At 69.0% G+C, this 23,806-nt stretch carries 22 protein-coding genes and 1 pseudogene; 11 read left to right on the top strand and 12 right to left on the bottom strand.

Annotation, left to right across the window (positions count from 1 at the left end):
• Positions 1-52: 52 nt before the first annotated feature.
• On the top strand, positions 53-847 hold the full coding sequence (locus ACZ3HL_RS30575) for a carbon-nitrogen hydrolase family protein (RefSeq protein WP_465418837.1): 795 nt from the start codon (positions 53-55) through the stop codon (positions 845-847).
• Here ACZ3HL_RS30575 and ACZ3HL_RS30570 read toward each other — a convergent pair.
• Complete coding sequence (locus tag ACZ3HL_RS30570) at positions 795-1,283, bottom strand: Lrp/AsnC family transcriptional regulator (protein ID WP_465534978.1); 489 nt, start codon at positions 1,281-1,283, stop codon at positions 795-797. The genes ACZ3HL_RS30575 and ACZ3HL_RS30570 overlap by 53 nt on opposite strands.
• 69 nt (positions 1,284-1,352) lie before the next feature.
• Between ACZ3HL_RS30570 and ACZ3HL_RS30565 the strand changes: the two genes are divergently transcribed.
• Positions 1,353-2,246 carry an SMP-30/gluconolactonase/LRE family protein gene (locus ACZ3HL_RS30565; RefSeq protein ID WP_465534977.1) on the top strand — a complete coding sequence of 298 codons (894 nt, stop codon included), beginning with the start codon at positions 1,353-1,355 and terminating at the stop codon, positions 2,244-2,246.
• 64 nt (positions 2,247-2,310) lie between these two features.
• On the opposite strand, the gene ACZ3HL_RS30560 is transcribed toward ACZ3HL_RS30565, so the two are convergent.
• Genes ACZ3HL_RS30560 through eccB form a run of 3 tightly spaced genes read right to left on the bottom strand, consistent with a single transcriptional unit; the run spans position 2,311 to position 5,128 of the window.
• Positions 2,311-2,967: a response regulator gene (locus ACZ3HL_RS30560; protein ID WP_034319368.1), complete on the bottom strand. Its 657-nt coding sequence runs from the start codon at positions 2,965-2,967 to the stop codon at positions 2,311-2,313.
• Complete coding sequence (locus ACZ3HL_RS30555; protein ID WP_465534976.1) at positions 2,964-3,686, bottom strand: response regulator; 723 nt, start codon at positions 3,684-3,686, stop codon at positions 2,964-2,966. The genes ACZ3HL_RS30560 and ACZ3HL_RS30555 overlap by 4 nt, the downstream gene beginning before the upstream one ends.
• Before the next feature lie 14 nt (positions 3,687-3,700).
• Positions 3,701-5,128, bottom strand: coding sequence for a type VII secretion protein EccB (gene eccB / locus ACZ3HL_RS30550; protein WP_465534975.1), 1,428 nt, complete (start codon positions 5,126-5,128; stop codon positions 3,701-3,703).
• A 125-nt stretch (positions 5,129-5,253) separates the two neighbouring features.
• On the opposite strand from eccB, the gene ACZ3HL_RS30545 reads away from it, so the two are divergent.
• Entirely contained in the window at positions 5,254-6,327 is a 1,074-nt protein-coding gene (locus tag ACZ3HL_RS30545) for a type VII secretion protein EccE (RefSeq protein WP_465534974.1), read from the top strand.
• Positions 6,328-6,408: 81 nt separating this feature from the next.
• Here the strand turns inward: ACZ3HL_RS30545 and eccD are convergent, their stop codons facing one another.
• Genes eccD through ACZ3HL_RS30515 form a run of 6 tightly spaced genes read right to left on the bottom strand, consistent with a single transcriptional unit; the run spans position 6,409 to position 11,828 of the window.
• Positions 6,409-7,785: a type VII secretion integral membrane protein EccD gene (eccD, locus tag ACZ3HL_RS30540; RefSeq protein WP_465534973.1), complete on the bottom strand. Its 1,377-nt coding sequence runs from the start codon at positions 7,783-7,785 to the stop codon at positions 6,409-6,411.
• Positions 7,782-8,111 (bottom strand): YbaB/EbfC family nucleoid-associated protein, encoded by a 330-nt coding sequence (locus tag ACZ3HL_RS30535; RefSeq protein ID WP_016336001.1) that lies wholly within the window; start codon positions 8,109-8,111, stop codon positions 7,782-7,784. The genes eccD and ACZ3HL_RS30535 overlap by 4 nt, the downstream gene beginning before the upstream one ends.
• On the bottom strand, positions 8,108-8,626 hold the full coding sequence (locus ACZ3HL_RS30530) for a hypothetical protein (protein ID WP_465534972.1): 519 nt from the start codon (positions 8,624-8,626) through the stop codon (positions 8,108-8,110). Before ACZ3HL_RS30530 ends, ACZ3HL_RS30535 begins: the two co-directional genes overlap by 4 nt.
• A gap of 5 nt (positions 8,627-8,631) precedes the next feature.
• On the bottom strand, positions 8,632-9,981 hold the full coding sequence (locus tag ACZ3HL_RS30525; RefSeq protein WP_465534971.1) for a WXG100 family type VII secretion target: 1,350 nt from the start codon (positions 9,979-9,981) through the stop codon (positions 8,632-8,634).
• A gap of 17 nt (positions 9,982-9,998) precedes the next feature.
• Complete coding sequence (locus tag ACZ3HL_RS30520; protein WP_465534970.1) at positions 9,999-11,027, bottom strand: hypothetical protein; 1,029 nt, start codon at positions 11,025-11,027, stop codon at positions 9,999-10,001.
• A gap of 21 nt (positions 11,028-11,048) precedes the next feature.
• Positions 11,049-11,828: a WXG100 family type VII secretion target gene (locus tag ACZ3HL_RS30515; protein ID WP_465418858.1), complete on the bottom strand. Its 780-nt coding sequence runs from the start codon at positions 11,826-11,828 to the stop codon at positions 11,049-11,051.
• Positions 11,829-11,980: 152 nt separating this feature from the next.
• On the opposite strand from ACZ3HL_RS30515, the gene eccCa reads away from it, so the two are divergent.
• The 3 genes and pseudogenes from eccCa (at position 11,981) to ACZ3HL_RS30500 (ending at position 18,321) form a co-directional block, all read left to right on the top strand.
• Positions 11,981-15,922, top strand: coding sequence for a type VII secretion protein EccCa (gene eccCa, locus ACZ3HL_RS30510; protein ID WP_465534969.1), 3,942 nt, complete (start codon positions 11,981-11,983; stop codon positions 15,920-15,922).
• A gap of 161 nt (positions 15,923-16,083) precedes the next feature.
• Positions 16,084-17,062: pseudogene (locus tag ACZ3HL_RS30505) on the top strand (IS30 family transposase).
• A 221-nt stretch (positions 17,063-17,283) separates the two neighbouring features.
• Entirely contained in the window at positions 17,284-18,321 is a 1,038-nt protein-coding gene (locus ACZ3HL_RS30500; protein ID WP_465535035.1) for an HNH endonuclease signature motif containing protein, read from the top strand.
• Positions 18,322-18,644: 323 nt separating this feature from the next.
• Here the strand turns inward: ACZ3HL_RS30500 and cpt are convergent, their stop codons facing one another.
• Positions 18,645-19,196, bottom strand: coding sequence for a chloramphenicol phosphotransferase CPT (cpt, locus tag ACZ3HL_RS30495; RefSeq protein WP_465534968.1), 552 nt, complete (start codon positions 19,194-19,196; stop codon positions 18,645-18,647).
• Positions 19,197-19,378: 182 nt separating this feature from the next.
• Here cpt and ACZ3HL_RS30490 point away from each other — a divergent pair, with 182 nt between their 5' ends.
• Entirely contained in the window at positions 19,379-20,077 is a 699-nt protein-coding gene (locus tag ACZ3HL_RS30490; RefSeq protein WP_465535034.1) for a S1 family peptidase, read from the top strand.
• Positions 20,078-20,124: 47 nt separating this feature from the next.
• Here ACZ3HL_RS30490 and ACZ3HL_RS30485 read toward each other — a convergent pair whose 3' ends face one another.
• Positions 20,125-21,114: a hypothetical protein gene (locus tag ACZ3HL_RS30485; RefSeq protein WP_465534967.1), complete on the bottom strand. Its 990-nt coding sequence runs from the start codon at positions 21,112-21,114 to the stop codon at positions 20,125-20,127.
• Positions 21,115-21,308: 194 nt separating this feature from the next.
• Here ACZ3HL_RS30485 and ACZ3HL_RS30480 point away from each other — a divergent pair, with 194 nt between their 5' ends.
• From ACZ3HL_RS30480 to ACZ3HL_RS30465, 4 genes are all read left to right on the top strand, one after another.
• On the top strand, positions 21,309-21,650 hold the full coding sequence (locus tag ACZ3HL_RS30480; protein WP_076153289.1) for a WXG100 family type VII secretion target: 342 nt from the start codon (positions 21,309-21,311) through the stop codon (positions 21,648-21,650).
• A 21-nt stretch (positions 21,651-21,671) separates the two neighbouring features.
• Positions 21,672-21,974, top strand: coding sequence for a hypothetical protein (locus ACZ3HL_RS30475; protein WP_005155348.1), 303 nt, complete (start codon positions 21,672-21,674; stop codon positions 21,972-21,974).
• Between the two features lie 111 nt (positions 21,975-22,085).
• Entirely contained in the window at positions 22,086-22,490 is a 405-nt protein-coding gene (locus ACZ3HL_RS30470) for a hypothetical protein (protein ID WP_465418864.1), read from the top strand.
• Positions 22,487-23,794 (top strand): WXG100 family type VII secretion target, encoded by a 1,308-nt coding sequence (locus ACZ3HL_RS30465; RefSeq protein ID WP_465418866.1) that lies wholly within the window; start codon positions 22,487-22,489, stop codon positions 23,792-23,794. The genes ACZ3HL_RS30470 and ACZ3HL_RS30465 overlap by 4 nt, the downstream gene beginning before the upstream one ends.
• Positions 23,795-23,806: the final 12 nt, after the last annotated feature.

Below are 23,806 nucleotides of genomic sequence, written 5' to 3'. Positions count from 1 at the left end.
GAGCAGGCACACTGGGGTGGTGACCAGCGATCCCACGATGAGGGAGGCCTCCGTGCCGCGAATCGGGTTGTGCCAGCTCACGGCGGCCGAGGATCCCGAAACGAACCTGAAGCTGATTCGCGAAGGCGTGGCGGCCGCGGCGGCCGAGGGCGCGCGGATCGTCGTGTTCCCGGAGGCGGCGATGGCGCGCTTCGGCATCCCGCTCGGGCCCATCGCGCAACCGTTGGACGGACCGTGGGCGTCCACTGTGGCCGAGCTCGCCGAGGAGCACGGCGTCGTGGTCGTCGCGGGCATGTTCACGCCGTCACCCGACGGGCGGGTGAGCAACACCCTGCTCGTCACCGGCGCGGGGCATCACTTCGGCTACGACAAGATCCATCTGTACGACGCCTTCGGGTTCGCCGAGTCCGACACGGTCGCCCCGGGCACCGCGCCCACCACCTTCGACGTCGACGGGACCACGTTCGGCCTCGCGACCTGCTACGACATCCGCTTCCCCGAACTGTTCCGGAAGCTGGCCGACGACGGCGCCGACATCGTCCTCGTGCCGACGTCCTGGGGCGCGGGCGAGGGCAAACGCGAGCAGTGGGAGGTGCTGGTGCGCGCCCGCGCGCTCGACTCCGGCTGCTGGGTGCTGGGCTGCGGGCAGGCCGATCCGGCCACGACCTCGACCCCGGTGAACCCGAAGGCGCCCACGGGGATCGGCTACTCCACGGTCTCCGACGGCTTCGGCCGCGTCCACACCCAGCTGGGTGCCGGGCCGGAGCTCGTGGTCGTCGACGTGGACCCCGCGGTCAGCGGGAAGGCGCGGGCGGCGACGGGGGTCCTGGCGAACCGTCGCCTCTAGCGTCCACAGATCTCTCGAAGAAGGATTCGAGCACCACGATCGTCTGCGTCCCGGTGACGCCCTCGATCGCGTACAGCCTGCGCAGTGACGCCTGCAGTTCCTCGGTGGTCGGCGTGCGTACCTTCACCAGCAGCGAGGCCGGGCCCGCGATGATGTGCGCCTCGACGACCTCCGGCAACGCCTCCAGTGCGGCCTTGGTCGGCGCGTCGCCCATCCACGAGCCCGCCTCGACCAGCACGAACGCCATCACTCCCCGGCCGACGGCCGCCGGTTCGACGTCTACGGTCGTGCGCCGGATGACGCCCTGCTCGCGCAGTTTGCGGACCCGCTCGTGCGCGGCGCCCGCGGACAGGCCGACCGCCTTGCCGAGCGCGGCGTACGCCTGAGTCGCGTCCTGCTGCAACGCGGTGAGCAGCATGCGATCCACGTCATCCATGGGTTGACCATATCAAGTTCGTCGGTTCATGATGATCGCAATATCTCATTCAGGAGCACTGGGGTTTCCATGGACATGGTCAAGGCGCATTTCGAAGTCCTCGACGAACGGTTCGCCCGCGTCAACGGGGACGAGTGGATGCAGCGGATCCACACCGGCTGCCGGTGGACCGAGGGGCCCGCCTACTTCCCGGCCGGGCGGTACCTGGTGTTCAGCGACATCCCGAACGACCGGGTCCTGCGCTGGGACGAGACCACCGGCGCGGTCGGCGTGTTCCGCGAGCCCGCCGGATTCCACAACGGGCACACCATCGACCGTCAGGGCAGGCTCGTCAGCTGTGAACAGGGCGGCCGCCGGGTGACGCGCACCGAACACGACGGCACGACCACAGTCCTGGCCGAGACCTATCAGGGCAAGAGGTTCAACAGCCCCAACGACGTCGTCGAGTCCTCGGACGGCGCGATCTGGTTCACCGACCCCAGTTACGGCATCGACAGCGATTACGAGGGCCATCAAGCGGAAAGCGAGATCGGCGCCTGCCACGTCTACCGGGTCGATCCGGATGGTTCCGTGCGGATCGTCGCGGACGACTTCTCGCGCCCGAACGGGCTCGCGTTCTCGCTCGACGAGACGCTGCTCTACATCGCGGACACCCGGCAGAAACCCAGCCACATCAGGGTTTTCTCGGTGGACAGCGGGCGGCTTTCCGGTGGCGAGGTCTTCGCGACCTGCGACGCCGGCGCTTTCGACGGCGTGCGCGTGGACGCCGCGGGCCGGGTCTGGGCAGCCGCGCACGACGGCCTGCACTGCTTCGCGCCCGACGGCACGCGGATCGGGAAACTGCGGGTGCCGGAGGTCTGTTCGAACCTGACGTTCGGCGGGCCGCGGCGGAACGATCTGTTCATCACCGCGTCCAGTTCGGTCTACACGCTGCGGGTGAACTTCTCGGGGCCACGCGTTTAGTCCTCTGAATGCGGTCGTTGCGCTTGGCAACTCCCGCATTCAGAGGACTAAATGCGGGAGGGGGCTAGCGCAGCAGGCCTTCCCGGATCGCCACGCGGACGAATCCGGCCCGGCGCCGTTCCCCGGTCTTGTCCCGGATCCGGTCGAGATAGGACCGCACGGTCCGCACGCTGATGTTCAGGATCTCCGCCACGTCGACGTCCCGTTCGCCCGCCGCGACCAGCCGCAGGACCTGCTTCTCCCGCTCGGACAGGACGATCTTGGGCCCGGCGTGGCGGTCTTCGCTGTCCTGGATGATCATCCCGGCCAGCGTCGGCGACACGTACGCGTTGTCCTCGGCGATGGTGCGGATGGCGCGCAGGAGTTCGTCGCCGTCGACGTCCTTGGAGAGAAAGCCTTTCGCCCCGGCCTGCATGGCGCCCAGTACTTCGGGCTGCTCGGCGTGCGCGGATACCACGAGCACCTTGTGCCCCATCTGGCCCACTTCGAGCACGGCGGCGGCGTCCTGGACGCCGCGCAGCTTGAGGTCGAGGACGACGACGCTGCCGGGCGGCTGCTCCTGGACGGCGAACCGCGCGACGGAGTCGGCGACGGCGCCCAGCGCGATGTCGGGCGCTTCGGTGAGGACCCGCGCGACGGCGTCCCGGTACAGCGGATGATCTTCGATCACCCCGACGTTGATCGGCGTGGTGCGTTTCGGCTGCTGCTCGTCTGCGTTCACCGGCGTCCTTCGAATCCGCCCGCGTCGGCGCGGGGCGCGACCGGCCGAGCCGGGCCGGGCACCTCCGGCGGAGACGCGAGACCGAGCTGGATGGCCTTGCGGACCAGAGCGGCCCGCCTTCTCTCTCCGAGTTTGTCACGGATCCGGTCCAGATAACCGCGGACCGTCCGAACCCCGATGCCCAGGATGCGGGCGATGTCGACGTCGCGTTCGCCCGCCGCGACCAGCCGCAGGACCTGCTTCTCCCGCGCGGAGAGCGCGACGTCCGGAGCCGGCGCGGGACGGTCGGCGTTGTCCTTGATGATCATTCCGGCCACCACCGCGGAAACGTAGGCCCTGCCCCGCGCGACCGTCCTGATCGCGGTCAGCAGTTCGTCGACGTCGACGTCCTTGGACAGGAACCCCTTGGCGCCGGCGGCGATCGCGCCGAGCACCTGCTCGGGCTCGGCCTGCGCGGACACCACGAGCACGTGATGTCCCAGTTCGGCCACCTGGAGCACGGCGGCCGCGCCGGCGATCCCCGGCAGGCCGAGGTCGAGCAGCACCACACTGCCGGGCGGCTGCGGATGGACGTGGAACCGGGCGACGGAATCGACCACGGCACCCAGCTCGATCCCCTCGGCCTCGGTGAGGACCCGGACCACCGCGTGCCGGTACAGCGGATGGTCTTCGATCACCGCGACGTCGACGCGGTCGGTCTCCGGCCTGTCTTCGGTCATCCGCACGTTCCCGATCACCCCGTCCCACCCACCGCCGCGGACACCGCGCGGCCTGCCTGCGCCGGGTCCAGCGCGGGCCCGCGCGGCACCAGTGCCAGCAATCCATTCGGAACCGGTTGCCGTTCGGCTTGGCCGTACCCGAGGGAAGCGAGTGCCTCGGTGCTCGCCACCGGGTATTTCAGGCCCGTGTCGGTGACGACGTAGACCGTGCCGGAACCGGATTCCGCCACCACCGCGCCTCCCGACGGAGGCACGAAGACGGCGTCGGCGACGAGCGCGTCCGTGCGCGCCGTCACCGGGATCGCCTTCGCACCTTGCGGCAACGGGACCTGTGCGGAGATAACGATTCGAGAACCCTGTGCGCATAACGTCACGGACTGTCCGGTAACGGGCGCTTTTCGCGGGATCCGGTCCGGATACTCGGCGGGATCGGCCCCGCCCGTCCTCGTCGAGGCGACCTTCGGCACCGCGGCGACGTCGGCCGCGCGCACCGCGACGGGCGCCGGGACGCCGGTGTAGGCAACCGCGTTCTCCGGCGTGTTGATCAGCAGGCTCGCCTCGGTCTGGCCGATCGGCTGGAGCCCTTCGGCACGGACGAGGTAGTAGGACGTCGCGTCGCCGGGTGACGCCATCGCGTCGACGACGCCGAGCACCGAACCGACCTTCGTCACGGTGCCGCCGACCTTCGGGCCGAGCCGTCCGGCGTCCTCGACCGCGCGGTAGGCCAGATCGCGTCCGGCGGCGACGGTACCGATCCACCGGGAGGACACCGCGATCACCGGATAGGTGTCGAACTGCAGCGCCGTGGCGGCTTCCGGGGTGAGCTTGTAGCGGCGCCCCGCCGTCACGAGGTAGCGCTCGCCGTCGGGGACACGGACCACGACGGCCTGATCCCTCGGCAGGTCGACCCCGGCGGCGGGTGCGCCGAGGAGCACCGTCGTCTCCGGTTCGGCCGACGCGGGCGCGTCCTGAGTGGTCCGCGAGCAACTCGTCCACGGCGTGTGCACGAGCGCGGCCGCCGCGGGCAGCGAGTCGGGGGCGCCGGGAATGCCGATCTGCGAACCCCTCGGTGCCTTCGCGAGCTTGTCCGAAGGGACGGTCACAGTGGCGTCGCCGTTGCCGCCCGCCATCAGCCGCGCGGAGGCGTAGTTGAGCACGGGATGCAGCGCGCCGTCCTGGCCGAGGATGTAGCGCGCGCCGGTGCCTTCTTCGACGATCACCTTGCCGCCCGCCAGCCAGTCTTTGCCACCGGAGGGCTTCAGCAGGCCGATCACGCCGAACACCGCGGTGACCAGCAACGCGACACCGAGGCCGCACAGGGTCCCGATGACGAGCCTGCGGCTCGGGGCGACCGGATGGTTGGCGTCAGCCGAGACCAGCGCCGAAACCAGTCTCCTGCGGAGGAATTGGTAGGCCTGGATCTGGTCCCGCTGCGTCCACACGCTCCCGTCCCCCGCTGCTCTCGCCCACCCGTTTCGAGGGTGCTCACGTTAGGTTCCGGCCAGGTTCGCGGTGAGGGTATTTTTTACGCCCCTCCCCCGCGCGGGGCGGGGCTACCGTCGGGCGCGTGCACGCTGAAGCCCCGGCCCGCCCGGTCCCGGAAAAGGCGCCCCCACGCGGGATCGCGGGCGCGGCGCCCCTGCCCTGGCTGCTGCCGATCCGTCCGCTGCAGGCGGCGCTCTGGGAGATCGCCGGGATCGCGATCCTGCTGGCCCTCACCGTCGACGGGATCCCTCAGGCGGCCTGGATCAGTATCGTCGCCGTCGCCGGCGTCCTCGTGCTGACGACTTCGGTGCGCTTCGCCGGACGCCACGCCGCTGGCTGGGCGCTCACCTGGGTCATGTATCGGCTGAAGCGCCGTGACAAGAACGAAGTGCCCGATCCGTTGCACCGGCTCGCCGGTCCCGTCCGGGTGCGCCAGCATGTCGACCGCGCGGGCAACCGCTTCGGCGTCGCCGAGGTCGGCGACGGGTGGAGCGCCATCGTGCGGCTCACCCCGGGGACCGTGGCGCCCACGCCGGACACGCTCGTCGGCATCCTGCGCGAGGCGTACACGAGCACCGGGATCCCTTTGTCCAGCGCGCAACTGCTGACCTGGACCGTCCCTAATGGACAGTCGTTGCTGCGGGTTCGCTGGCTCACCGTCCGGTACCGGCCCGAGGACGCGCCGATCGCCGCGCTCGCCAGAGGCGGCGGAGACCTCGGCGCGCTGCGTAGCACCGCCTGCGCGGCACTGTCGCTGATGGGCGCGCTGGCCGAAGCCGGGTTCGAGAGCACCGTACTCGAAGCCGGTGAGGTGACGGAGAACCTGCGCGTCGCGCTCGGCAGCGGCCAGGACGCGCCGGCGGACGGCTGGCGTTCCTGGGACTGGGGCGGCGCGTCGCAGGTCTGCTACCGGCCCCGGTCGGAGCGGGATCTCGCGCGGACACTGGATCTTCATGTTCCCGGCTCGGCGTTCACCGCGACTTCGTACACGCTGTACCGGTCGCCTGGCGGACGCGAGAAGTCCGAGGTGACCATCCGGGTCGGTGGACGGCCGGGAGCGGAACCGGTGCGGCCGACCGGGATCGCGGTGAGCCCGCTGCACGGACGGCACGCGGCGTCGGTCCGGCGGACCCTGCCGCTGGCGCTGGAGAACTGAGCGACTGAACGCATTTCGTCCTCTGGATGCGGTATTTGCGTGACACAAGTACCGCATCCAGAGGACGAAATGCGGGAGAGATCAGCCCCGCACGGCCTCGTAGACGCCGGCGATCATGCCGACGAACGGGATCAGCGAGAGCAGCACCAGGAACTCGACGATATCGAGAGTCCTTGCCCAGTAAGGAGAACGACGTCCCTTCGCGACACGCGTCGCGTAGGTGAGACAGACGCCCGCCGCGACGACGACGGCACAGCCCGCGGCGAAGACGAACGAACGCGGACCGCTCGCGGCGAGCCAGAATCCGGCCGCCGCCAGGGCCGCCGCGCCGAAACCGACGAGCACCACCCGCTGCGAACGGCCGGCGAAGGCTCGCGAGCGCAACATCAGCGCCAGACCCAGCAGCGCGCTCAAACCCGCTTCCCAAGCCCCGCCGGAAGAAGACAGAACCACCGACGCCGAAAACACGACGAGCCCGAGCGCGACGAGCAGCCCGGTCAGCAACGCCTGCGCGTACGTCGTCCCGCCGACCATGTCCTCGCCGAGCGAAGGGTTCTCGTCGGCACGGAACGCGTCCATGTCGTCGGGCACCCTGGGCAGCGGCAGCCTGCCGAGCCGCAGCGCCATCATCGGCGCCACCGCGGCCAGCGCCGTCGCCACCACCGCGACCACGGCGGCCGCCGAAACCGGGCGGACGTCGGCCAGCAGGACGATGGCGGTCGTGATCGCGCCGAGCCCGGCCGAAACCGTCACCGCGACGAACCACGGCAGCCGGTCCGCCACCGAGACGGCCGCGATCACGCCGTAGACGGTCACGACCGCGAGCCCGGCGGCCAGCGGTCCGGCCGACAGGGAGAACAGCGGATGCGGCGGCAGGATCGACATCCCCGCCAGCAGTGCCGCGCCGACCCCGGCGAGCGCGCCGGCGGCACCGGCCTCCGCGTCGCCGTACGCGCGGCTCAGCGCGCCGCCACCCAGTACCAGGACCAGCGCGAGCAGCCCGGTCCCGATCGGCGCCAGCACGCTGCCGGACGCCGCGGCCTGCACCAGCAGCCCACCGGCGAGCAGCAGCACCACCGACGCGACGATGCCCGCCTTGCGCGCCACCGACGGCCCCCACCGCCCGGTGCCAGACTCGGCGACGCTGGCGATCGAATCGACGACGTCGTCGAACAGCAGCGGACCCCGCGGGCGTTCCCGCGGGGTCAGATGGAGGACTTCGCCGTCGCGCACCTGCGCCGCGGCGACCGTGAGCCCGAGCGCGAGCGGAGCGCCGCCAAGCCGCGACAGCACCCAGCCAGGATGCTCGGCCGACGCCTGCCCCGAAGCACCCGCGAGCCGAACGAGCTGCGGGACGAGTTCGGCGAACGTGCTCTGCTGCGGCAGCGCCACGTCGACGCGCGCCCGCGGTGTCACCACGGTGACGCGCCGGGTGGAACCGGCGATCGCGGCCGTCATGCTTCGATCGACTTGGCGGACTCGATGACCGGGGCGAATTTGGCGCTGCTGGCCTCGGCCAGTTTCTGCAGCCCGTTGTTGACCGCCTCCAGCACGATCTCCGAGAGGTTGCGCGCGTCGTACTGACGCACCGCGCGCGGGTCGATGTCGATCGAGGTGAACCGGCCGTCACCGCGCAGCACGACGGTGACCTCGTTCTGCCGCGAGTGCGCCTTGACCTCCATCGCCTCGACCGAACGCTGGATGCGCTGCACCTCTTCGGTCTGCTTGCGGACCTGGTCCAGCAACTCGTCCATGTCCGGCATGGCGTAGGGGTCGGTGGTCACGAGTCTTCTCCTTCATCTGCGGTGAAATCCCGCCGGACGTGGACACTGCCCACGAACCGCCGGAAGTCGTCGCCGAGGCCGCGGGCCGCCTCGGGCGTTGCGGTACAGGCGATTTCGAGGATCAGCCGCTCGGCCGGGGTCGCCCCCGGCACGGTCAGCAGCACCTGCGTCTGTACGAGATCCTGTCCTTCGCCGGTGCGGACGTGCAGCACCTGCGTCACCCCCGGCGCGATCCCGGTGCCGATCACCTTGCGCCGCACCACTTCGAGCGCGGCCATCGTCCGGCCGAGGCGTTCGACGGCCTCGTCGGCGATGCCGGTGATCTCCGTCTGGTCGGGCCGTTGCCCGATGCTCAGGGTGATGTTCGGGGTGAACTCCGCATACGTCCCGGAGTGCACCGCCACGAAGACCGCGCCCTCGGCGCCGACGGACGCCGGGTCGACCGGCACCCAGCCCTCGGGGATGTCGAATCCGAGCGGGAGGGAGACCCGGTCCTGCGTCATCGTTTCGCTCATCCCTGTCACCACGTGCCCACGTAGGTGGTCGCGTCGTCCCACGCCTCGCCGACGGCGTCCGCCGCCTGGCCGGCCGCGCCGCTCACCGCGTCGACGGCCGCGCCGCCGTACTCGCCGACGGTGTCCGCGATCTTCGGCAGATCGATGTCGATCTTCGCGCCGATCCCGGCACCGAGGCCGAGCGCGACACCCGCCTTGAAGTTGACCTTGATATGCCCGGCGTCGTAGACGGCCTGGCCGTCGAGCTGCGCGCCGAGTCCGTATTGGAGGGTTCCGCTCGCGCCGACGCCCACCCCCGCCACATCCGCCGCGAGCTCGCCTTCGACCTTGCCGCCCACGAAGGCGTTGGCGTGCACACCGACCCCGTGCGCGCCCGCCTGCAGCGACCCGTTCACCTCACCACCGACGAACGCGGTTCCCTTGGCGCTGCCCGAAGCGACGCCCCATTCGCCCTTGCGTTCGAGTTCTTCCTTGAACGCGGCCAATTCCGCGTGACCGGCCGCCTTGACGTCCCAGCCCTGCGAGGAGATCTTGGCGTCCCACCCCGGGGTGAAGCCGTCCTGTTCCTGCTTCCACTTGGCGTAGGTGATCTCGGTGTTGCCCCAGGCCTTTTCGCCAAGTCCCTCCGGCTTCGGCCTGCCGAACGGGGTGTCACCGGCACGCGGGGCTCGCGTGCCTTCCAGACCGTCCCACGTGAGCTTCTTCCAGCCGGAATTTCCGAACCAGGACGGATGCGAGCGCGGGCGCTTACGGCCATCGAGCGTTTCACCGTTGAGCCAGTACAGCGGGCCGCGGCCCCATTTGCCGAGTTCGTGCTCGATCCGGCCCGTGCCCTCCGGCGGGAACAGCCGCGCGAGTTCCTCGCTCAGCTCGTCGGCGATCTCCTGCGCCGCCTGCACGGCCTGTTCGCCGAGCCGGCGGGCGGCGGCGATGAAGGCGTTGACCGCGTTCGCGTTCGCCGTCCGCGCCTGGCTGGTGAGCTGCGCGGCGTACTGGTCGAACTGGGCGAGGATCGAGTCCACACAGGACTTCGCGCCCTGCAGCGCCTGCGCGCCCGCCCGCAGCCGGTTCGACTGGTCGCTCAGCTTCGCGCCGAGCTCGCCGAGTTCCTGGCACAGTTTCGCGGCGGAGACGGAGAACGCCGTGTAGGCGTCGCCCTCCCAAGACGCGTTGAGCGCCTTCGCCGCCTTGCCGATCTCGTCCGCCCGGCCCGAGACGGTCGACGCCCGATCGCCGCACCGCTGTCCGGCCGCGGTCAGCGCCGGCGGATCACCGGTGACCCGCCGCTGGTACTCGACCACGAGCCGCCGGTAATTCGACAGGATCGAACTGACGACGCCCGAAGCGTCGACCACACCGCTCCCCCACACGGCTACCTGCCCTTGGTCGGCGAGTCAGCTACAGCGTTGTCCACGTCGATGTCGATGTGCTGCTCGAAATGCTTCCCGCCGTAGTTCATGTCGATGTCGATATCGATGTCCTGACCACCCGGCGCCTGCACGGTGGATTTGCCGGTGCTCAGGTCGGTGGTGATGGTGACCGTGTTCCCGGCACCCGGGTACGAGCCGCCGGAACCCGCGCCCCCGCCGGAGGGTCTGTCCACCGGGATCCAGGCGTCGGCGCCGCCGGGCCAGTTGCCCTGGGATCCGTTGCCGCCCAGCGCGGGTGGCCGGTACTGGGTGAACGGCGGCGTCTCGCCCGGCGTCGAACCACCGCCACCGGAGCCACCGATGGCTGCCTGCCCGGAACCGCCGGCGACCGAACCCGGCGCCTGCGGATTGGTGACCGGGGTGCCGGAGACCGCGGAGTTGCCCGCCGCGCCGTTGTCCCCAGCGTCGTTGTGCCCGAACAGTTTCTGGACCTCGCCGATGATGGTGGCGATCTGGGTGATCTGGTTGGCGAGGTCGACCACGCCGAGCGCCTTCAACAGCGCGCCGATCGCGGTGATGAACGCGCGCAGCGAAGCACTGGTGGCGGTGGAAAGCGCGACCGCCGCACCGTAGGTCCACGGATTCGACATCAGGCCCGCGACCGTCGGGTTCACCGCCGAGACCACCGCCTTGTAGGCGGTCTGCGCGGTCTTGATCAGCGTCCCGGCGATGCCGAGCAGCTCGGCGCCCTTCTGCACGACCTGGATGATCTTGGTCAGCGAGTTCAGGGAGTCGGTGATCTTCTTCAGCGCGGAGTCCGACGCGGCGCCGGACCAGATCTTGCCCAGCTGCTCGGCGGCCTTCGTCACCTCGTTGTACATGGTGAGGAACTCGTTGGCCTTCTTGAGCACTTCGAGGACGTGCTTCGCGATCTGCTCCGGCTGGCCGGTGAGGATCTGCGGCAGGATGGTGATCGGCCCGCCCGAGGACGCCGTGGCGTCCATCGCGCTGGAATTGGGGTAAGTCAGCATGGTCGCTCCTCAGGCCGGAAGTCAGACGGAAGCCGGGCGGTAGACACTGACCTTCGCCAGGCCGTTGATGTCCGCTTCGACGATTCCGTGGTTGTAGAGCAGCCCGCCCTCTCCGGCGATGGCGATGATCGGCTTGTTGTCGGAGAACAGGAGCGGTTCGACCACGACGACGTCGCCGCTGTGCACCCCGCCCGGCACATCGCCGAAGTTGCGCGCCGTACCGGCGTAGACCTCGATGACCCCCACCCGCGCCTGGTTGTCGGCGTCACCGGCCAGCCAGTCGTTGAAATCCGAGACGCCGTGGAACCGTGTGTCGGTGATCGGGTGGTCGCCGAGCTGCCCCAGCCGCGCGTCCCCCAGGTAGCGCAGCACGTTGCCGACCGAAGACGGCTCGCCCACGCCGCCGGCGCTGTCGTTGATGGCCAGCGTCGCCAGCTCGGAGGCGTGCGAGTTGCCCCAGATCGACGACGACGTCGAACCCGCGCCGCCGCCGGGACGGCCGCCGTATCCGCCCGCGACCGCCTCGTCGGCGGCCTGGTAGGCGTCGGCACTGCTCTTGATGAAGCCGTTGATCTGCTGCAGCAGCTGCAACAGGGTGCGGACCGCGACCACCTGCTGGCTCTGCATGGCCGTGTTGGCCGCCGCCACCGCGCTGCCGAACGTGGCGAACGACATCGGCTGGAGGACGGTGCGTTCGAGGTCGGCGACGACGTTGATGCCCTGCATGATGATGCCGCCCAGGTTCCCGACCGCCGAGCGCATGGCCTCGGGCTCCGCCCGGTACTCGCCCGTGCCGACCATGGCTCTCCTTACTCTCTTCCCCCACGTCTGCGTGACCAGCAGCGTAAGTTCGCCACCAGACGTGAGCGGACGGCAAAAGTACCCACCGCGGGGGCGGCACGAGTGGCCAGAATGATCGGCAGGATTACCCACAAGCGGCCAGAAAGACCCTGATGAGCGCCACTCGCGACCGCCTGCCGGCCCTGGGCGAGCAGCCCGGTGAAATCGTCCTGCAGTCTCCGCCGATGCTGCCGAAGGGCTCCTCCGGTGGAGCCATGCAGCTGCTGATGTTCATGCCGATGATGCTGGGCATGGGCGCCATGTCGTTCGTCTACATCGGACGCGACGGCGGCGTGATGACCTACATCTTCGGCGCGCTGTTCCTCACCGCGATGGTGGGCATGGTCGTGATGTCGCTCGGCCGCGGCGGCGCGCAGAAGAAGGCGCAGATCAACGAGGAACGCCGGGACTATCAGCGGTATCTGACCGGTTTGCGCGGCCAGGTCCGGGACATCGCGGACAACCAGCGCGCGGCGATGACGGCGTTGCAGCCCGACCCGGCGGATCTGTGGGCCTGTGTCGAGACGGGCAGGCTGTGGGATCGACGGCGGTCCGACGCGCAGTTCGGGCAGGTGCGGATCGGGACGGGGCCGCAGCGGCTGGCGACCCCGTTGAAGGCGCCGCAGACCGTCCCGCTCGAAGACCTCGACCCGGTGTGCTCGACGAACCTCAAGCACTTCATCCGCACCTATTCGACGGTCGACGGGCTCCCGGTCGCGGTCTCGCTGCGGTCGTTCGCGCAGGTCGCTCTGTCCGGCCGCCGCCCGGACACGCTCGGGACCGCGCGGGCACTGCTGACCCAGCTCGCGACCTTCCACTCCCCCGGGGACCTGCGGATCGCGTTGTGCGTCAAGGACGACCGGCTGCACGACTGGGAATGGGCGAAGTGGCTGCCGCACGTCGCCTCCACCGCCGCCGACGCCGCCGGCCCGCGGCGGCTCGTCGACGCCGGCACCGGGAAGCTCGCCGAACTCCTCGGCCCCGACCTCGGTGACCGGCCCGCGTTCACCCGGCGGCCGGACGCCCGGCTGGACCTGCCGCACGTCGTCGTGGTCGTGGACGGCGGGAACACCCACGGGGACACGCGGCTCGTCGCCGAAGAGGGCAGGCTCGGTGTCACCGTGCTCGAGATCGGCGCGGAGCAGCCGCGGTCGGTCTCGTCGGAACGGCTGCTGAGCCTGCACCTGAGCCCGGATCAACTCGGGATGGTCGTCGGTGACGGGACGGAGCAACGGCTCGGTTTCCTCGGCAAGCCGGACACCTTGGACCGCGGGGCCGCCGAAGCGCTGTCCCGGATGCTGACGCCGCTGTTCCAGGGCGCGGCGGTGGTCAGCGAGGCGCCGATGTCGGCGACGTTCGGACTGGCCGGGCTGCTCGGTATCGGCGATCCGCGCGACACCGACACCGAGGTCACCTGGGCACCCCGGTCCGCACGGGACCGGCTGCGGATCCCGTTGGGCGTCAACCCCGAAGGCAGGCCCGTCGACCTTGACCTCAAGGAGTCGGCGGAAGGCGGGATGGGGCCGCACGGGCTGGTCATCGGCGCGACCGGATCCGGCAAGAGCGAGCTGCTGCGGACGCTGGTCACCGCGCTCGCCGTCACCCATTCGTCGGAGAAGCTGAACCTCGCGCTGATCGACTTCAAGGGCGGCGCGACGTTCGCGGGGATGACCGGGCTGCCGCACACCTGCGCCGTCATCACCAACCTTTCCGACGATCTCGCGCTGGTCGACCGCATGGCGGACGCGCTGAACGGCGAACTGTTGCGGCGACAGGAACTCCTGCACGCGGCCGGGAACTACGCGTCCGTGCGGGACTACGAAAAGGCCAGGGAATCGGGCGCCAACCTGCGGCCGTTGCCGTCGCTGCTGGTGATCATCGACGAATTCAGCGAGCTGCTGTCCTCGCGGCCGGAGTTCATCGACCTGTTCGTCGCGATCGGGCGGCTGGGCCGGAGTCTCGGGATCCACCTGCTGCTGGCGTCGCAGCGGCTCGAGGAAGGACGGCTGCGCGGGCTGGATTCGCACCTGTCCTACCGGATCGGCCTGCGGACGTTCTCCGCGTCGGAGAGCCGTGCGGTGCTCGGTGTCGCCGACGCCTACCAGCTGCCGCCCGTGCCCGGTTCGGCGTATCTGAAGTCCGACAACGACACCCTCATCCGGCTCAAGGCCGCGTACGTCTCGGGGGAACTGCCGCCGCGCAGCAAGATCGTGCGCAAGGACGGGCAAAGTCTCGGTCTGATGCCGTTCACGCTGGCGCCGGTGGAGATCCCGGTGACCGTCGAGGCCGAGGCGCCGGTCGAGAAGGGCACCGGCGAGACCATCATCGGCGCGATGATCTCGCGGATCGAAGGCAAAGGCCCGGAGGCGCACCAGATCTGGCTGCCACCGCTCTCCGAACCGCCGACGCTGGACCAACTGCTTCCGCCGCTCGGCGAAGACGCCTCTCGCGGTTTGTGCCCGCTGGGCTGGGGCGGCAACGGCAAGCTGATGATCCCGGTCGCGCTGGTGGACAAGCCCTTCGAGCAGCGGCGCGACATGCTGTGGGCGGATTTCTCCGGTGCCGCCGGGCACGCGCTGATCGTCGGGGCGCCGCAGAGCGGCAAGAGCACGCTGATGCGCGACATCGCCGCGATGCTCGCGCTCACTCACACGCCGGAAGAGGTCCAGCTGTTCGTGCTGGACATGGGCGGTGGCGCGCTGGCGCCGATCGCCGGGCTGCCCCACGTGTCCGGCTACGCGACCCGGCGCGACGCCCAGCGGTGCCGCCGGGTGGTGGCGGAACTGACGACGCTGCTCGAACAGCGCGAGGAGTTCTTCTCCGCCAACGGAATCGAGTCGATCACGACGTTCCGCCAGCGGCGTTCGGAGTTCCGGGAGAGCACGGAAGGCCGCGAGTTCGGCGACGTCTTCCTGTTCGTGGACAACTGGACCACGATCCGCCAGGAATACGAGCAGCTGGAGGAACAGATCACCAGCCTGGCCTCGCGCGGGCTCGGTTTCGGCATCCACGTCGTCGTCTCGATCAACCAGTGGATGGGCATGCGGGCGCCCCTGCGCGACGCCATCGGCACCAAGTTCGAACTGCGGCTCGGTGAACCGGCGGATTCGCTGATCGACCGCAAGATCGCGCAGAACGTCCCGGCGGACCGGCCGGGCCGCGGGTTGACCGCGGACAAACTGCACTTCCTCGCGGCGCTCCCGCGGATCGACTCGGACCAGCGGCCGGACACCGTCGGTGCCGGCGGTCTCGACCTGAACCGCCGGATTTCCGCGGCCTGGACACGCGCGGCGGCGCCGCAGGTCCGGCTGCTGCCTCCCGAGGTCCCGCTGGACTCGCTGGAAGCCGGGCCGCGCAAGCAGATCACGCTCGGCATCGCGGAATCGAACCTGCGGCCGGTGTACCTCGACTTCGCCACCGAGCCGCACTTCCTGGCCTTCGGTGACGTGGAGTCGGGCAAGAGCTCGCTCCTTCGCGCGATCGCGCAGGGCATCGTGTCGAAGTATTCGGCGGAAGAGGCCGCGATCGTCGTCGCCGATTACCGGCGAGGGATGCTCGGCGCGGTGCCGGATTCGCATCTGCTCGGCTACGCGGGTTCCGAAACCGTGCTGACCGGGCTGATCGACCAATGCCAGCAGGCCATGCGGAACCGGCTCCCCGGCGCGGACGTCACGCCGGACCAGCTGCGGAACCGGTCGTGGTGGCGGGGACCGGAGCTGTTCGTGCTCGTCGACGACTACGAAATGGTCGCCACCGTGGGGCGCAATCCGTTGCAGCCGCTGCTGGAATTCCTGCCGCAGGCGCGGGACATCGGGCTCCACCTCGTCATCGCGCGTGGGAGCGGCGGGGCCGGGCGATCCCTGTTCGAGCCTGTGCTGCAACGGATTCGGGAGCTGGGTTCCCCCGGTCTCGTGATGTCCGGGTCGCGGGACGAAGGGGCGCTGCTCGGGGAGGTGAAGCCCGGGCCTCAGCCCGCGGGGCGGGGTGTGCTGGTGTCGCGGCGGCATGGGACGGGACTGGTGCAGGTGGCTTGGACGAAACCCGTGGAGGACTGAGCGTCGCCGTTTCGGATTCCTTTTCTGCCGTGACGGATTCTCCGCAAGGGTTTGACTTCTCGAAGTCACATTTTCCTTGTCACCCAATAGATTCTCGGGGACGCTAGGCGGTTTACCCCTCACCGCTTGGCTTCAGATGGTCAGTGCACCGGCTGGGGATAATGATCGTTCTGGGTAGCGAAGGGGGTTCCGTGTCGCGTGGTGTTCCGCTGCGGTCGGTGGAGCGCGAGTTGATCGCGTTCGGGTTGAGGCAGGGGAAGTCGTTTCGGGAGATCGGGGCCTGGATTGGGCGGGATCATTCGGTGGTGTCCCGCGAGGTCGATCGAAACGGTAGGCGGGAGTCCACGGAAGCGCCCAAAGGAACGCAAGGTGCTGAAATCGCCGTTTCTGACTCGCGTGGTGTATGAGGGGCTGCGGAAGAAGTGGTCGCCGATGCAGATCGCGTACAGGTTGCGGCTCGACCATCCGATGGATCATTCTCGCTGGGTGTCACATGAAGCGATTTACCAGGCGTTGTTCGTACAGGCGAAGGGGACGTTGCGGGCGGAGGTGGCCGAGGGGTTACGCCAAGGCAGGATCAAGCGACGGACCCGGTCGCGAGGGGCGGAGCTACGGGGCAAGATCACGGACATGGTCCTGATCAGCGAGCGGCCGGCCGAGGCCGAGGACCGTGCCGTGCCGGGCTTCTGGGAAGGCGATCTGATCGTCGGCGCGAACAATCAATCGCAGATCGCAACCTTGGTCGAACGACGCACTCGATTCGTCATGCTGGTGCGTATTCCTTACGATCGCACGGCCGAGAATGTGGCCCCACGGGTGGCCGCCAAGATGAACACCTTGCCTGACGTTTTCAAGAACAGCGTCACCTGGGATCAAGGTGGCGAGATGGGCGACCACAGGAAGTTCACCATGGCCACCGGCATGCCGGTGTATTTTTGTGATCCGCGCTTGCCCTGGCAACGTGGCAGCAACGAGAACACCAATGACTTGCTGCGCCAGCACCTTCCCAAAGGAACCGACCTATCCGGGTATTCACAGGACGAACTCGATGCCATCGCAGACGAACTCAACGACCGGCCGCGGCAGACGCTGGGCTGGCTTAAGCCGATCGAAGCGTTCAGCAAAGTGTTGCCAGACTAGAGGTGGTGCACTCACCAGTTGAAACCACCCCGCCGATTCAGTGGCACTCGAACGCACGTTCGAGTACGATCTTGGTCATGACCCAGTCTCTTGCTTTTAATCCGAAAGCCGCTCGTTTTCTTGATGCCGCGTATGACGAGGAGGTGGTGCTTCGTCGCGCGCAGGGGCGGCAGGTGCGTTCGATAGCGGGGTTCGCCGGGGTGGGTGGTTCGCGAAGATCGGTGACCGAGGAGGTCGCGCTGGCGTTCTCGGTCTCTCGCAATCAGGCCTATCTACTGGTCGAAACCTCGTGTGCTTTGGTGGCGCGGCTGCCGAACACGTTGACAGCGCTGGAAAACGGCGACATCGATCTGTTCAAGGCGTCGAAGGTCAGTCAGCTGACCCGTGACGTCTCCGACGAGGTCGCCGCCCAGGTGGACGCGTGGATGGCGGGCCGTCTGGCCGGGCGTGACCCGACGGCGATCCGGAAGTCGGTGGATCACGCGGTGCAGAAGTTCGACCCCGACGGCTATCGGGAACGCGCCGAGCAGAAACGTGCGTTGCGGCATGTGTCGCTGGAGCACGAGGACGAGACCATGTCCAAACTGTCGGGTTATCTTCCCGCCGAAGTAGCAAGTTCGGTGTACGCGTCACTGTCCCGTGCGGCCAAGGCCCGCCGCGCATCCGACAAGACCCGCACTCTTGACCAGCATCGCGCGGACATCTTCGCCGAACGTCTCCTCGCCGAAGACGGTCACGGCGCACCCCGGGCGCACGTCCACGTCTATGTCGACTTGCTGACCCTGACCGGCGCCCGGGAGGACCCCGCGACCCTCGCCGGCTACGGGCCCATTCCTGGCTGGCTCGCCCAGGAGATCGCCGCCGACCCCGGCTCCACCTGGTCCCGGTTGCTCACCGACCCCACCACGGGGCAACTTCTCGAAGCCAGCCCCGGCACTTACCGGTCCCCGGCTTCGCTCGCACGCCTGATCAAGGCCCGGGACCGGGAATGCACCCACCCCGGCTGCCACCGCCCGGCCGAGTTCTCCGAGATCGACCACATCACCACCTGGGCCCGCGACGGCCACACCGACCACCACAACTGCCACGCCGCCTGCAAGATCCACAACATGCTCAAAGAAGAACCCGGCTGGACCGCGGAACCCACCGGCAATGGCGGCATGACCCTCACCACCCCCACCGGCCGCCGCTACACCGCGATACCTGAACCATTCCACGATCCACGTCCCGAACCGGAGGACGACGCCCCACCCTTCTGATCGGAGCGGCACCCAGAACCACCCGGAAACACGCCGGGCGGCGACACCGGCGTGCCCAAGATCCGGTCTGGGACTGTGCGTGCACGCCCGGAGACACCGCCGCGCCCAAGACGGGGTCCCGTTGAAAGCCATCCGGCGGGCGCGCCCCTGACAACTCCGTCGAAACGTCCTTCACCGGCGGCGAGTTGAGAGCCCAGCTTCGCAATGCGCGACACGATGTTCCACACGCGGAACGTCGACCTCGGCCTGAAGTCCGAGCTCAACGAAAAGGCTCCCCCAACGAGAGCACCACAGCGGCCGTGATTCGAATTCGTCGGCAGCGATTACTCCACCGCCGGCGAACTGGTCTCGGCGGTCAAAACCAGCGCGGCGATCTCCCGGGCACAGGCCAGAGCCTCGTTCACTCCGGTGTCCACCTCAAGGTCGTAAACCACACCTCGATGCACGATCTCGGCCTGCGCCTCCGCCATCCCCGTGACCCGATCTCCCCGCGCCATCTCCCGCCCGGCGGCCACGACGCCGTCACACCGGACCCCGACCCACAACACCTCGAGTCCGGCCAACGCGTCACGCCACCGCTGCTGCGACGCGGCCCCACCGAGGAACGCGTCGTCGATGATCACCCGAGCCCCCGCCCGCACCATCGCCGCGACACCGGCCATCCACGCGTTCTCGAGCCGCCGGAAACCGGATCCGACACTCACCCCGCCGTCCGTCGCGAAGTCAATCCCGTCGTCCACCGTGGACGGCATGGCGTCGATCAAGGTGTCGACGCCGAGGGTGAGCCAGGGAGCCGGCAACACCGCTTGCAGGCATCTGGCGATCCCCGACTTACCCGAACTGGAGCCGCCATTGAGCACGATCACTGTCGTCACGATGACAGCCTAAAGACGAACACTTTTCCAGCAAAACGGATACAACGGACGTGCCAATACATTCCTCACGACGTTTACCGACTTCGGTAGGTTACTAAAACCCTTACCGCGGCCTAACTTGGTGAAACCGTTTCGAATCGAAGCGGTTTCCCCGACGCAGGCTGAAGGGCGTATTCATGCGTATGTCCAAGATAGTCGCAACCGTGGCCGGTGCCGCCGCGGCGCTGACTCTTGCCGCCACCCCCGCCGCGAACGCGGGCCAGGACATCATCGGCGGCGGCACCGTGAGTTCCGCGCCGTGGGGCGCCCAGATCTATTGGGACGACGCCACCGCGTTCGGCGGTTTCAACTGCTCCGGCACCATCATCGCGCCACAATGGGTCCTCACCGCGAAGCACTGCCTCAACAAGCCCGGCATGCACGTCAAGGTCGGCGACGTCAACCTGAACCAGGGCACCGAGGCCGACGTCGACCAGCAGAAGGCGGCCCCGCGCGGGGACATCGCGCTGCTGCACCTCAAGACCGCGGTCAGCACGACCTACCTGAAGCTCGGCACCGCGAACCCGGCCAACGGCACCACGAACCAGATCTACGGCTGGGGCCGCACGCAGGGCAACAACCCGCCGTCCAGCGTCCTGAAGACCGCCGACGTCCGTATCACCGGAACCAGCAGCGACGCGTACGGCGGGCAGGCCATCGCCAGTGTCGGCATCGACGGTTCCGCCTGGCACGGCGACTCCGGCGGCCCGCAGCTTGCGAACGGCGTCCAGGTCGGGGTCTGCTCGACCGGCAGCAATTCCGGCACGAACCCGCAGGGCACCCAGAACTACGCCAGCGTCGCGGCGAGCCGCGACTGGATCCGCACCACCGCGGGAGTCTGACCCGGAAAGGGGACCGTTCACCCCGAACGGTCCCCTTTCCCCGAACCTCACGTCAATTGGTGCATCGGCCGCCGGGCCCGGAGCGAAAGTGCCGAACCGGCGGCCACGACGGCGATGATCCCCGCACCCGCGGCCAGCGTCCAGAAGTCCGGATGCACAATGGACTGTCCTCGCTGCGCCTGCCAAGTGAGCAACACGAGCACCCCCGCGAAGCCCACCGAAGCGGTCCGCACCAGGTTCCGCCGTACGAATTCCGATTCGAGCACCGGATACCGCCGGGCGAGCTTGAGCAGTCCGAAGGCGACCAGTGGCAGCACCTGGATCGCGTGGATCCCGAAGAAATGCGGGATCCTCATATCCCCGCCCACGGTGCTCCATCCCAGCACCGGCAGCCCCGGTCCGCCGTCGGGGACACCGACCGCGTGGGCGCCGAGGACCGACGGTCGTTCGCCGGCGCGGAACTGGGCCATTTGCTGTTCGTTCGGCCCGAACATCAGCAGCGCGACCCCGATGCCGGCGACCGACAACGCGGCGCCCGCGCGTAACGCGGAGTTCATCGCCCGGTCGGGAAGACGTTGGAACAGCAGAAGAAGCGCGATGGCCGCCGTCGCTCCCCAGCCGGTGAAGGCGCCGTTCGCGACCATGTTGTTGATCCACTGGTCGGCCGGTGTCTCCCGGTTGAAGTGGAGCGTCCGGCCGCGGATCGCGATCTGCCAGAACAGCAACGCCATGTCCAGGCCGAGCCCGGCGGCGAACACCGTCCCGAGCCACCAGCCGAGCCGCTTGCCCCGGGTCAGCTGCCCGATCAGCCAGGCCAGCGTCACCGCGTAGAGACCCACGGAAATCGCGAACTTGAGCGGCTTGAGCCAAATGGGCGCGTTGACGAGACTGCGATCGTCGAAGACGAGACCGCCGAGCGCGACGACCCCGAGCACCGCCATCGCGGCCGCCAAGATCATCAACGGTCGATGCGACACAACACTGGATCCCTTGTCCACCATGGGGTCGAGCGTGCCGGGAAGCTCCGATCCGGACACTGGAGCGCTCCCCCTGATCGGGGGTGGGGAAAGCCCTACCACCGACCTGTGGGTAATAGTGCCGTCAGCGCGACCGGCAGTTGTGCCGTTTGACCGCACTCCCCTCTTTTCTAGCGTGTCCTTCACAAGAGCAGACAGGGCGTCCCCTGGTGCTCACCGGGATTTCCAGCGAGATGAGAGGAGGTGGCCCATCCATGACCGGTACGGGATATCAGGCAGACGCGGCTGCGATGGCGCGCGCCGTCCAGGGGTTCGAGGAAACCGCGTCGAACGCCAAGACCACGATGGCCAGCTTGGAGAGCGAGCTGACCCAGACCCTGCACAACTACAAGGGTGACCAGGCGGTCGCGTTCTGGGATCTGCAGCGCCGCCTGCAGGAGAAGATGACCATCGCCGTGAACGAGCTCAACACGATGTCGCGCCTCGTGCACGAGAGCAACCGGAACTACAACTCGGGTGACGAGCAGGTCCGGGAAAGCCTCACCGGGGTCAGCGGAGTCGTCGACCAGACCGTGATCCACCGGCTGAACCCCTGATCCGCGAGAGGACCACCCATCATGGCTGACGTCGTCGAAATCAACTTCGCCGCGCTGCAGCACAGCTCGGCCTCGCTGGCCGCCAAGGCCAAGGCGCTCACGTCCCAGCTCGAGCAGCTGCACACCAATCTGCAGCCGATCACCCAGACCTGGTACGCCTCCGGCAGCTCCGCCGGTGAGGCCGCCCGTGCGTCTGAAACCCGCCTGCGCCAGGCCACCGCGGACATCGTGGCGATCATCGCGCAGTTCGGTGGCAAGGTCGGCGACGCCCACGACCTCCAGCACAGCCTGGAGAACCGCAACCAGGGTCTGTTCGCCGGCTGATCCCCATCCGTCGGCCGGCCGGTGCTTTCACCCCCCTCGGCACCGGCCGGCCGGCTTTGCGCGTAGTCGTCCCCCTTGTCGGCGTGGCCGTTCACGAGAGAGCCGGGATCAATGCAAGACCAGTCGTACTACGTCCATCTGGAATCACTGAAGGACTTCGTGCGGGAACTGGAGACCCAGATCCACGCGATGTCCAAGCCGAACGACTTCCTGCTGACCCTGACCGAACAGCCTCTGCTGTTCGGCGAGTTCGGCGAGGCGGGTTCACTCACCAAGGCGCACCAGGCGGCCGTCGCCGAGATGCAGGGCCTGCTGGACCAGGTCAAGGGCGCGATCACCTTCGCGCAGGACGTCACGACGACCGTCGCCGACGGCTACGCGGCGGCGGACTACTCGGTGGCGGGCGACATCGACAACGCGAGCCGGCAGACCGGGCTGCTCGATCCGTTGCTCAACGTCCTCGGGGGCGTGCTGGGCGGCAACAGCGGCTCGAACGGCGGGGGGAACAAGGGATGACCGAGACCGCGCACACGAACTTCGCCGCGTACTCGCATCAGCAGCTCTACGCGATGCTGCAGACGGGCGACCCCAACACGGCGCGCCACGCGGCCCACAAATGGCAGTCCACCGGTCTCGGGCTCTTCGAACAGGCCGAGAACCTGACGGGCGAGCTGAAGGAGTTCTCCGGCAACTGGACCGGTGGCGCCGCAGACAAGTACCACACGATGATCAGCGACCTCGTCGGCGGAATCCGCAAGGTCGCCCAGACCGCGCAGGCGATGAACAACCTCCTCGAGGACGCCGCGGACGCGCTGGTGAAGGCCAAGAAGGAGATGCCGCCGCCGGTCGCGGTGCCCGACGTCTCCCCCGCGGATCTCGCGCTGGCCGTCAATCCTCCGCTCCTGCCCCCGGATTCGTCGCCGTCGACGATCGTCAACGCCGCGCAGCAGCGGCAGCAGGCCATCGCGAACGTCGAAGCGCAGCAGCAGGCCGCGGGCGCGGCCAGCGCGGCGCACAGCAAGGCGATCGTGGTGATGACCCAGCTCGCGGGTGAGTACTCCGCCGCGGAGGAGTCCATCCCGGCCTCGCCGAACGCCGTCGCCCCGCCGCCGGTCACCGGTGGCGGCACCGCCCCGGGTGGCTCGGTCGGCAACGACATCGGCGGAACGCCCGGCGTCGGACTGGTGCCAGGCGACAACACGCATCCGCTGCCTTCGGACGGCTCCACGCCGCCCACCACCGGGCAGCCGGGCCAGGTCCCCAAATCGAACCCGCTGTTCGGCGACATGTTCACCGCCGGTCTCGCCGCGGCCTCGGCCGCCGCGTTCGGCCGGTTCGGCTCGATCATGCCGCGGGTGCCCGCGTGGGCGAACGGCAAGAACCCCAAGGACGAGAAGAAGGACGGCGAGGTCATCGGCGGCGGTGCCGGCGGGGCGGGCGCGACCGCGGGCGGCGCCGGCGGCGGCATCCCGATCGGCGGTGGCGGAGCGCCGTCGCTGGACGGCGGCGCGATCGGCGCGGGCGGCGGCGGGGTCTCCGGTCCCGGTGAGGCCCCGGCGGCGTTCTCCGGCCTGGCGGGCGACGGCGGCTCGGGCAGCGCGATGAGCGGCCTGGCGGGCGGAGCGGCCGGTGCCGCGGGCGCGGCGGCGGCCAAGGGCGCGATGCCGATGATGCCCATGATGCCGATGGGCATGGGCGCGGGCGGCGACATGGGTTCCGGGCGGCGTATCCCGCCGTGGCTCGTGGAGACCGAGAACGTCTGGGGCCAGTCGTCCCCGGTCGCTCCCGCCGTGCTCGGCGAAGAACCCGAACAGTACTGATCGTTTTCCACC

It is taken from the genome of Amycolatopsis sp. NPDC000009 (assembly GCF_055563465.1).
Note: the sequence above shows the minus strand (reverse complement) of the source record. Positions and strands in the feature narration are given on the sequence as shown.